General features: G+C 63.3%; 10 protein-coding genes. All 10 read left to right on the top strand.

Annotation, left to right across the window (positions count from 1 at the left end):
• Positions 1 to 189, top strand: a 189-nt coding sequence (locus tag VMR39_RS01895) for a TrbI F-type domain-containing protein (protein ID WP_325413791.1), incomplete at its 5' end; no start/stop codon positions are given.
• On the top strand, positions 173 to 721 hold the full coding sequence (locus VMR39_RS01890; protein ID WP_325413789.1) for a S26 family signal peptidase: 549 nt from the start codon (positions 173 to 175) through the stop codon (positions 719 to 721). The genes VMR39_RS01895 and VMR39_RS01890, both read left to right, overlap by 17 nt.
• Positions 718 to 1,374 carry a type-F conjugative transfer system protein TraW gene (traW, locus tag VMR39_RS01885; protein ID WP_325413787.1) on the top strand — a complete coding sequence of 219 codons (657 nt, stop codon included), beginning with the start codon at positions 718 to 720 and terminating at the stop codon, positions 1,372 to 1,374. The genes VMR39_RS01890 and traW overlap by 4 nt, the downstream gene beginning before the upstream one ends.
• Positions 1,371 to 1,646 (top strand): hypothetical protein, encoded by a 276-nt coding sequence (locus VMR39_RS01880; protein WP_325413785.1) that lies wholly within the window; start codon positions 1,371 to 1,373, stop codon positions 1,644 to 1,646. Before traW ends, VMR39_RS01880 begins: the two co-directional genes overlap by 4 nt.
• Positions 1,639 to 2,646, top strand: coding sequence for a conjugal transfer pilus assembly protein TraU (traU, locus tag VMR39_RS01875; protein ID WP_325413783.1), 1,008 nt, complete (start codon positions 1,639 to 1,641; stop codon positions 2,644 to 2,646). The genes VMR39_RS01880 and traU overlap by 8 nt, the downstream gene beginning before the upstream one ends.
• Positions 2,631 to 3,398, top strand: coding sequence for a type-F conjugative transfer system pilin assembly protein TrbC (gene trbC, locus VMR39_RS01870; protein ID WP_325413781.1), 768 nt, complete (start codon positions 2,631 to 2,633; stop codon positions 3,396 to 3,398). Before traU ends, trbC begins: the two co-directional genes overlap by 16 nt.
• A 23-nt stretch (positions 3,399 to 3,421) precedes the next feature.
• On the top strand, positions 3,422 to 5,239 hold the full coding sequence (locus VMR39_RS01865) for a conjugal transfer protein TraN (protein ID WP_325413793.1): 1,818 nt from the start codon (positions 3,422 to 3,424) through the stop codon (positions 5,237 to 5,239).
• Positions 5,240 to 5,328: 89 nt separating this feature from the next.
• Positions 5,329 to 6,171: a conjugal transfer protein TraF gene (gene traF, locus VMR39_RS01860; RefSeq protein WP_325413779.1), complete on the top strand. Its 843-nt coding sequence runs from the start codon at positions 5,329 to 5,331 to the stop codon at positions 6,169 to 6,171.
• Positions 6,171 to 7,601, top strand: a complete 1,431-nt coding sequence (locus VMR39_RS01855; protein WP_325413777.1) for a conjugal transfer protein TraH — start codon at positions 6,171 to 6,173, stop codon at positions 7,599 to 7,601. The genes traF and VMR39_RS01855 overlap by 1 nt, the downstream gene beginning before the upstream one ends.
• Before the next feature lie 11 nt (positions 7,602 to 7,612).
• On the top strand, positions 7,613 to 10,225 hold a 2,613-nt coding region (locus VMR39_RS01850), incomplete at its 3' end, for a conjugal transfer protein TraG N-terminal domain-containing protein (RefSeq protein ID WP_325413775.1).

Here is a 10,225-nt window from a genome sequence, read left to right as displayed (position 1 = left end):
GGCAGATCGGGACGCGTGGTTCTCGTCAACGAGGCCGTGATCAGCGGGGATATTCCAGATGTGACGTCCGCAGTGAAAAAAGCCGTCTACGCACGCGTGCTTATGCCCGGCGTCGCTTCCGCGCGTCCGGTCCGCGAGGACATGCAATCCTTCATGGCGAGGGGAGGTCCAGGTGAGGGCAGACAGTGAGACCGCGCCGATGAGTATCGCCGCGCCCCGGCAGCGGCATTGTCGCGGCAAGCTGGGCGCCGCCTGCGCGATCGTGTCTGCAGGCCTCGTCCTGCTGAGCCTCTCGCACTGGAGCGCGACTCATGCGCTGATGATAAACGAAAGCGAGTCCCTCCCCAACTGGGCCTTCGTCGTTGAGGCGGGGCGGTTTCCCAAGCGCGGCGAATACGTCGTGTTCCATCCCGGCCGAGATCCGCTGGTCGCGCGGTATTTCGGCGGGAAGCCCGCCGCCTTCGCCAAAATTGCCTACGGCCTGCCGGGGGATTGGGTAAGCCGCTCCGGCGCTGACGTGCTGGTGAATGGCCATAAGGTCGCCCGGCTCAAACCTTTCACCCGCAGGGGCGATCCGCTTGCAGGGGGGGCGATCGGGAGAATTCCAGATGGGTGCGTCTATGCCGGCAGCCCGCACCCGGATGGCTTCGACAGCCGCTACGCCGCGATCGGCTTCGTGTGCCGTGACCGGATCGCCGGGGTGGGGAGGCCGATCCTGTGAAACTCCTGGCCTTCCTCAGTGCGGCGGTCATTGGCGCGCTTGGCGGCATTTTCCTGCCCGGGCAGCATCCGGCCGGGGCTGTTGATCACGGCCAGGTCGGCGAGGCCTGGCCGATCACCGAACCCGACCTTCTCGAAGTGATCCGTGTCCGCCTCGAGCGCGCAAAGACGCACGGCGGCCTCGATGTTCTCAACACCCGCTTCGCCGAGCGGGTCAAGGCGAGTGTCCAGCGACCTGTGCCCGTCGCGGGTGTCGTCGCGGCAGTGGAGGACAGGACCTGGGAATATGATCCCACGGTGAGGATCGAACACGATATCCGCGACCACGAGGGAAACCTCATCGCAGCTGCGGGCCAGAAGGTTAATCCGCTGGATTCGATCCCTCTTTCGAAGAAACTCGTCTTCATCAACGGTGACAGCCCGGCCGAAGTCTCCTGGGCAATGGAGCAGGGGGATGACTTAAGGGCCAGGGTTATCATGGTCAGGGGCGCGCCTTTCGACCTGATGAAGACGAACCGGCGCCGCTTCTACTTCGATCAGGAAGGATCGCTGACTGGAAAGTTCGGGATCAAACATACCCCGGCGTCGGTCGAGCAGAGCGGCAGGCTCCTCGTCGTGCGCGAAGTGGCCCTGAGTCAGGGCAAGGGCACATGATGGGTTGGCTGCGCAGACGGTTGCCGGCGCCCATGGCCGCGCCCGAGACCGCAGCCCTTCGTGCGGCTCGCCGCCGCCTGGTTGCCGCGTTGATGCTGCTCGCGATGCTGACACTGTTCTGGAGCCCGGCTGCCGGTCTCCTCGGCGGCGGGGCATTCGCTCTATTCCTGGCGCTGGTCGTGTTTACCGCGTTTCAGGGTGCGTTCTGGATCAGCGCGAAGAACGCTGCCGATGACGCGTGGCTGCTGTCGGGAGAATGGCGCGATGAATAGATGGCTGCTCCGGGTCGCCGCCATTCTGTTTGTCCTCATGCCCGGTGCCGCCGCAGCGCAGGCGCCCACAGCAAGCTGCTCGGGCCCGTTCGTGAACCCGATCACTGACGTGTGCTGGGGCTGCATGTTCCCGCTCTCGGTCGGGAGCCTCAAGATCTGGCCGGCCTCGCGGGCCGATACGGACAATCCGGATTCGCCGATCTGCCTTTGCGGTTCGCCGGTCCCGCGCATCGGCGTCGCCATGGGCTTCTGGGAACCGGCGCGCCTTATCGATGTGACGACGAAGCCGTTCTGCTTCCCGAGCCTTGGCGGCCTCAGGCTCGATCCGGGCCTTTCGATGGGCGGGGGCTATACCGCCAGCACCGGATCAAACGGCGGTACCGACACGGCGAAGTACCATGTCCACTACTACGTTTACCCGCTGCTCTACTGGCTGGAGATCCTGACCGATTTCCTGTGCTTCGAGCAGGCGAGCTTCGACATCGCCTACATGACCGAGATCGATCCGCTGTGGCAGGACGACGCACTCACCACGCTCATCAATCCTGAAGCGCTGCTTTTCGCCAATCCGCTGGCGCAGGCGGCCTGCGCGGCGGACTGCACGGCGGCGACGGGGGTGTTGCCGCTCGACGAGCTGTTCTGGTGTTCGGGCTGCCAAGGCTCGATGTACCCGATGAACGGCAATATCGGTGCGAGCACCGGCATGACCCAGTCCGGGCGGTTGGCGGCGGAGCGCATGGTCTACAAGATGCACCGCCAGGCCCTCGGGTGGGGAACGGCGGGCGCGAAGGCCCTGTGCGGCAAATATATCATGCCAATCCTCAAGAAGAGCCAGTACCGGCTGCAGCAGGTCAACCCGGTGCCGATGGTGTCGGGGCGCGAATCCTGCTCGCCGATCGGCGGCTCGGTCCTGCTGCCGCGCGCCGCGCGCACGTACCCGGTGACCGGCGAGGACATGGGTTTCCTGCTGTGGAGGAAACGCAATTGCTGCGTCCTGTGAACTCTCCTGGAATGCGCGGATCGCTCCTTACGATCGCAGGCGCACTGGCAGTCGGGCTGGTCAGCGCCGGGCTCGCGCAGACGCTCGAAGGCCTGGATATGCAGGCGCTTGAACGGCGCGGCGAGGCGTCGCAGGCCGACGCCCAAGCGCTGATCGACTTCGTGCGCGGACAGCGCGACCCGCAGGCCGCGGCCGCGCAGGAGCTTGCGAATGACGCCTACGACCGGTTTGCCGACCTCGACATCAGCAGAGTCGCTGGCGGCGCCAGCGACTCTGTCATTGATCTCGACGAGATGGCTGCGGCGGCCAAAGGCAATCTTGCGGGGCCTAAGTCGAGCCCGCTGTTGATCACCTTCGTGAGCCTGTCGATGCCCGAGAACTCGCTGCGTCGTACGATCGCGGACACCGCGAGAGCAGGCGGCCTCGTCGTCCTGCGCGGCTTTTCGAAGGAGGGCGCCAAGGCATTCGTCGAAGGCCTCACGAAGGTCGTCGACCAAAAAGGCGCTGCGAACATCGCCATCGATCCGCGCCTGTTCCGCGCGTTCCATGTAGACCGGGTTCCGACGATCGTGTCCGCTGCCAGTACGTTCGAACCCTGCGACCAGCTGGACTGCGTGACCCCGCCGCCGCCGCACGACCGCATCTCCGGCAATGTCACGCTGACTTACGCCCTGCAGACCTTTGTCGTTGAAGAGGGGCCAGGGGCGCCTGCGGCCCGGGTGGCCCTGGCGAACCTGGCAAGGCATCCGTGAGACCGTGGCAGCTTCTTTTGGCCGTGGGCACGCTACTCGCGCCGTCGGCGTTCGCGCAATCTCAGACAGCGCGGGATGCCGAGGAATTCGCCCGGTCGATCCGCGATGGTTCGTCCACCACCATCCTGCAACAGGGAGCGGAAAATAGCGTTCCAGGTTATGGCGGCACCGATTTTGACGAATCGAAATACCTTGATGACGAGGATGGCCTGGCCGATGCCGGGACGGCGCAGCGTTATGCGGATCCGAACTACGGGGTCGTGATCGATCCGGCTCGGCCGGAATTCGATCCGGCGACGATTGATCTGTCGTCTGCAACGCTGATCGAGGATGATCCACGCAGCTATATCGGCACCGACGTCGCCCTTGGCGGATCGGCCGGGGCCTGCGAGCCACTGCCGAGCACCGGCGCCAGCACCTCGACGTACTACGAGACCTGCAACCAGGGCGACCAGGTCCTGACAACAGCGCAGACCTGCACCTCGGTGTTGGACGTGACGGCGGAGAACCGGACCTTCTGGTTCTACTATGCTGCAGCGGAAGGCCCCTTCGCCGCGCTGGACAGTCTCCAGGATGAGATGGCCGACGGCACCTGCAAGGGCAACGGCCGGGTTCCCTATTGCAGTTCGTCGCCGGTCTACGGTTTGATGCCGCGCGGCGACTGCCAGTCGACCTTCGGCGATACCGTGGTCCTGGATATCCAGTGCTCAGCGCCGGCATCGGTCTACGGTAACAGGGTGCTCTTCTTCGACACCCGGTATCCCGCGATCGCGCCGGCGACCGGGCAGCACTGGTACCGCATGGAGGATCAGTCGGCGCTGGTCTCCGCCATGCCCAATGACGGGGCCTGCGCCGCTCTCTCAGGTAATGCGCAGTGCGCGGAGCAGGCTGGCGAGGTTTGCACGGACAGCGACCCGATCACCCGCGTCATCAACGGGGTCTCCGTCACGCAGCCCTGCTGGGCGTGGACACGAAGCTTCCAGTGCACCGAGCGGCGCTCGGCGAACGACTGCGGCGAACTGGCCGCCAGACCCGAGTGCCGTTTTGACCACCAGGAATGCCTCAGTGAAAACGGAGACGGCTCCTGCAACGTCTATGACAGCATCTATGCCTGTTCGACGCCGGCCACGGGCGGCGGAGCGTCGGCTGCATACGTGTGCGCCGGCGACCTGTACTGCCTCAACGGTGAATGTGCCCAGGTCGAGCGTGAGGCCTCGACCGAGTTCAAGGACGCCATGGTCGCGGTGCAGACGATGGGCAATGTCCGGGGCGAGTTCGATCCCGACACGCTGACCCTATTTGGCGGCGAAAAGGCCGGGTGTCACAAGCCGGTGTTCGGGCTGGTGAACTGCTGCGCCGGCAAGACGTCCGGCCTGCTGACGACCGCGACGGGCGCTGCGGCGATCGCCAGCGGGCCCGCCGCCATTGCGGCGCTGGCCACGCCGTTTCTCACTACGTTTCTGTGCGGAAGCGAGGAGAAGATGCTCGACGTCAAGGATCGAATGGGCCTGTGCCACTATGTCGGCAGCTACTGCTCGGACAAGGTGCTCGGTGTCTGTACCTCCAAGCGCAAATCCTACTGCTGCTTCGAGAGTAAGCTCAGCCGCATCTTGCAAGAGGATGGCCGCCGGCAGATCGGCAAAGACTGGGGCGAGGCCGGGGAGCCCGCATGTGAGGGTTTCAGCATCGAGGAATTCCAGCGGCTTGATCTGTCGAAGATGGATTTCAGCGAAGTCTATGACGAGTTCGTCGATGCCGTCAGGGTGCCCGACGAAGTCCAGACCTCGATCGAAATCCAAGGCAGGATCGAGGACTATTACCGATTGCGCCACGGGACGTGAGCGGCATGCGGGACCATTCTCGGTACCGCAGGTCCGTCGCTCCCGCGGCCGCACCTTTACTTTTTCCGGTCGTTTGGAGGAGCGCGGCCATGCGTGAATTTGGATCTCTCGCTTTCATCTTGCTTGTCTCCCTTACATTCGCCGCGAGCTCGTTTGCGACACTGGCACAAGACATCCCCTCAGCAGCAATTCCGGCGCCATCGGCCAAAGTGGGCGAACTGCGCGACGCCTTCTATTGCGAGCAGCGAAAGCTGGGCAGCTGGTTCTACTGCAATCCCGAAACGAAGGCAGAGACCGACAAGGCCAAGCCGGCGCGGCCGGCAGTGCCCGCAGTAAAACAGCTGGCAGCGATCACCGAACAGTTGGACGAGCTGAAAGCCAGGGCAATCCTTGAGCCGACGACTGAGAACCTGACCGCCTACATGCATTATCAGCGCGAGCAGCTCGATCGCGCGTCCACCTTCGCAGATGTGTGGGGAAGAGCGGTCTGGCAGAACCCCGAGCTCGACTACACGCTCGAGCGGCCGATCAATTCGCTGGGCAAGCAGACATGGCTCGCCGATCGCAAGGCAGCGAAGGCCTCGGCGATGAAGGCACTCGCGCAGCGCTACGGCGTCTTCTATTTCTACGCATCGGCGTGCTCCGCATGCCGTGTCTTCAGTCCGATCATCCGCTCGCTCTCCGACCAGTACGGACTCGAGGTCATGGCGGTCTCGATGGACGGTGGCCCCAACGAAACCTTCCCACGCTATGCGGTGGATACAGGCCAGTATGAGCGCATGGGGCTGACCGGCAATCAGGTGCCTGCACTCGTCCTTTTCGATACGCAGACCAGGCGGCCGATCCCCATCGGCTACGGCCTGATGGCGGGGGACGAGGTGATGGACCGCATCTTCACGCTGACGCGCACCGAGCCCGGGAGGGACTACTGATGGCACAGGTTGGGGCCGCAGCAGCGCGCCGGGCCGGGATCGTACTCGCTATTGTTGCCGCCGCGCAGATGGCCCTCGTCCCCGCGCAGGCGGATGTCGGAGCAGAGCTCAACGACTTCTTCAATGATGTGGGCGGCGCCGGCAATGCCTATGGCCCGACGGCCTTCCAGGGGCAGTCGGCAGGCTATTACACTGGTGGGGGTGTCTGGACGCGGTTTCCGAGCAAGCAACTCAGTCCCGTCAACATCCAGTTGCCCAGCGTGAAAGCAGGGTGCGGCGGCATCGATATGTTCGGCGGCTCGTTCTCGTTTATCAACACGGACCAGATCGTCGCCATGCTCAAGGGCGTGGCCAGCAACGCCCTGGGCTTTGCCTTCCAGCTTGCGATCAAATCGATCAGCCCGCAGATATCTCAGACCATCGAGGAAATGGCCCAGAAGATCGAAAAATTGAACCAGATGAACATCTCCTCCTGCGAAGCGGCGCAGGGCCTCGTTGCCGGGCTGTGGGGCGAGAGCCAAGGCCGGGATTCCGAGGTCTGCAAGGCGATCGCCAACTCCCAGGGCTTCGCGACGGACTGGGCCAAGGCGCGGCAGGACTGCAACGCGGGCGGTCAGCGTACCGAGATCATCAGTAAGAACGGCGACGAGGCGATCCCGTCCAAGTCCTACAACTACACCTGGCACATGCTCGAGAAAAGCTATCCGTCGTTCGACCGCGAGTTCAAGGAATACCTGATGTCACTGGTGGGCACGATCATCTACCAGCGTGCCCGCAACGACGAAGGCAGCGGCACGGTCCGGTACGTTGGGCAAGGCAACCGCGAACTCATCCAAGCGCTGCTTCTTGGCACGCCTGGCACCAGCGTTCTGCGCTGTGACGACACGGAGAACTGCCTCGAGCCGGCGGCGAGCGGCACGGTGTCTATCAGCCAAGCGCAGGCGCTGCAGCCGAGGGTTGCCGCCCTGATCGGCTCAATGGCCGCCAAAGTGAAGTCCAATGAGGCTTTGACGCCGGAAGAGATAGGAATCTTGGGCGGCACGAGCGTACCTCTCTACAAGATCATCACCGTCAACGCCGCAGCTCAGCTCGGCGGCTTGACGGAGGCCGACATCCAGGGCCTTGCCGAAATCGTCGCCGTCGACATGCTCGGGCAGATCGTCCAGGAATTCTACGGATACGTACAGAAGGCGCAGGGCTCCTTCAACGAGGCGGACAAGGCGACGCTCGCGCAGTGGCGTGAGCAGCTCCAGAATGTCAGCAAGGTCCTCGACGGCTACAGCTACAGCCTGAACGAGCGCCTCGTGAGGACCCAGACTTTCGTGGAAAAGGCGGTCTTCTTGGAGAGGACCCTGCGCAACGCGATATCCCCGCAGATGTCGGCGGCGCTCTCGTTCCGGTCTGGCGCTGCGGCGCAAGGGCTCGACTAGGAGGCTACGCGATGCTGGAGGTCTTCACGATCGGCGGGGGCGAATATATCGTCAACGTCCTGAATGCCGTCGCATCCTGGACCGGGGGAGGGGGCTTTCGCTCCCTGGTTCAGGTCACTATGGTAATCGGTCTTGCCTATGTGCTGCTGGTGGTGGCCTTCAGTCTCAACTGGAAGGCCTGGTTCCAGTGGTTCGTGTCGGCAACTCTGATGTACGGCGCGCTGATCGTCCCGACCACGAGCGTCAAGGTCACCGACCGCATCAACCCGAGCCTGGCGCCTGCCGTAGTGGCCAACGTGCCGGTCGGGCTTGCCGCCATCGCCTCCTTCACAAGCCAGATTGGCGACTGGCTCACCGAGCAGGCCGAATTGGTCTTCGTGATGCCTGACACCCTCGCCTTTCGCACGAACGGGATCATCTACGGGGCACGGCTCTATGACAAGACGCGGGATTTCAGATTTCGTGACCCGCGCGTGCGCGCCAATCTGTCGGAATATTTCAGGCAGTGCCTGTTCTATGATTTTCTCCTGGGTCAAAAGAACCCCGCAGATGTCATGAACTCGGACGACATCCTGCGCGATATGGGGCCAGGCTCCCCAGCCAGAGCTATGTCGTTCTGGAACGGGGACGGCTCGTCGCAGATCAGGACGTGCGCGGCGGTGTACGCCGAATTTCAGGGAACGACCGGCTTCCCGAAATATACGGATGAGGAACTGCTGCAGACGGCTCCGACCTTCTTTCCCAACCTGAATCAGGCGGCGGCGAAATCCAAACTGGAAGCCGATCTTCCTGCGGTGGCAGCGGCGTTCCACGGCTCGGCACAGAATGCCGCCCAGCTCTTTCAGCAGCGTGCGCTGACCGATGTGTTTCTCGAAGCGCGGGCCAATCTCTCGGGCGCCGACGGTGACACGTTCGCGATGATGCGCGCTGAAACGCAGGCCAAGAACACCTACACCTCGATTTCGCAGCAGGCGATGACCTGGGTGCCACTGCTCAACATCGTCCTCGTCGTCGTGTTTTATGCCATGTTTCCCGTGATCTTCCCCCTGTTTCTCCTGCCGCAGACGGGCGTGGGCGCGCTGAAAGGTTACCTCACCGGGTTCTTCTATCTGGCCGCCTGGGGGCCGCTCTACGCGGTCCTGCATATGTTCATCATGGGGCGTGAGGAGGCTGCCATGGCCGCGGTGTCCCCTGGCAAGATGACGATGGCGACGATCGAAAGCATCGATGCCGTGAATGCGGACACAGCCACGATCGCGGGTTTCCTGATGATGTCGATCCCGTTTCTGGCGGGCGGACTCGCGAAAGGGGCGCTGACGATCTCGAGCCAGGCGACCTCGATGTTGGCACCGGCGCAGTCGGCGGCAGAGGCGGCGGCGATCGAGCGCACAACCGGAAACTACGCTTACGGCAACCAGAGCTTCCAGAACCTCACGGGCAATGTGGTCCAGCGCGACCAGTGGAACACTGCGCCGGTGTATTCTGGAGGCTTTGGCCGCTCGACATTCGTCAATAACAACGGAACGCAATCATCTCAGACCTTCGATGGCACGATGATCTACGACAACCGGTCCGGTATCAGCAGCCTGGGCTTCACGCCAGGCGCGTCGCGCTCGACCATGGCCGAAGTGAGCCAGGCGGCGGCCGAACTCGAGACGCGCCGCTCGTCGCTCACGAACTCTAGGTCGGAGCGCGTAGCCGCGCTCGAGCGGGCAGGGTTCAGCGAAGCGAGCGGGTTTCGGACGTCCAGTGGGTCCGAAGCATCTTCCGGACATGGCAACTCGGCAAGTCGGGGAGAGAGCCACAGCAAGTCGCAGGGCTCAACGGATCAGACTGGTTCCTCACGGGATATTGGTCAATCGACAGATGCTAGCCGGTCGTCTCAGAACCTCTTCAGGGCGGGCAATGGCACCAACTGGGCCGTGAGCGCGTCCCTGCCGCACCTCGGACGGGAAGCTGGCGCGGCGGGTCGAAAAGGCGGTGCCACCGGCAGTGGATCGTTCTCTGGAAGGATCAGCACAGAGGCATTCGACGGCGTCCAGTTCAGCGACAGTGTAAATGAAAGCAGGATCGACAAATCCAGCATCCAGTCCAGCGCGACCGACCGGAAAAGTGAAGATCACAGTGAAGAATACCGCCTGAACGAGGAGGGTTACTCACGCAATGCCGCATTCTCGCGCAACGAAAACTATTCGGAAAGCCGCTCATTCCGTGACAGGACGGTCGAAGAGATCCGCGCCATCGACAGGCAGCTTGCCGAGATTCAGGATACTTCCCGTTCGCTTGGGACGACTTGGACGAGGCGCGAGGGCGGCGGTATGCAGGTCAGTCAGGATCTCTCCCAGATTATCGCGAGCCGCTATCAGGAATACGCCAGCAACGCCGAGTTTCGGGCGCTTGGGGCGCCATCCCTGCAAGCCGTGGACCTCAGTCCGCCACAGATGCGTGCACACGACATGATCGTCGATAGGATAGCCCGGGATTACGTTGACCAAATCATGGAGCCCGTTCGCGATGAGCTCGTGCCCGCGACCGAATTTAGTGGTTCAGTGCAGGCACCGGGCGATTTCAGCGAAGCGGATTTGCGGAGTCTCCGTTCTGATGGCGGTCGTCGCGGTGGCCCC

Origin of the sequence: Sphingobium sp., from assembly GCF_035511395.1 — a bacterium.
In the GTDB taxonomy this organism is placed as follows: Bacteria; Pseudomonadota; Alphaproteobacteria; order Sphingomonadales; family Sphingomonadaceae; genus Sphingobium.
Note: the sequence above shows the minus strand (reverse complement) of the source record. Positions and strands in the feature narration are given on the sequence as shown.

Excerpts from the sequence above, each read along its gene's own strand:
- VMR39_RS01880 (WP_325413785.1), top strand. The coding sequence starts at position 1,371 with ATGATGGGTTGGCTGCGCAGACGGTTGCCGGCGCCCATGGCCGCGCCC.
- traU (WP_325413783.1), top strand. The coding sequence starts at position 1,639 with ATGAATAGATGGCTGCTCCGGGTCGCCGCCATTCTGTTTGTCCTCATG.
- traF (WP_325413779.1), top strand. The coding sequence starts at position 5,329 with ATGCGTGAATTTGGATCTCTCGCTTTCATCTTGCTTGTCTCCCTTACA.
- VMR39_RS01855 (WP_325413777.1), top strand. The coding sequence starts at position 6,171 with ATGGCACAGGTTGGGGCCGCAGCAGCGCGCCGGGCCGGGATCGTACTC.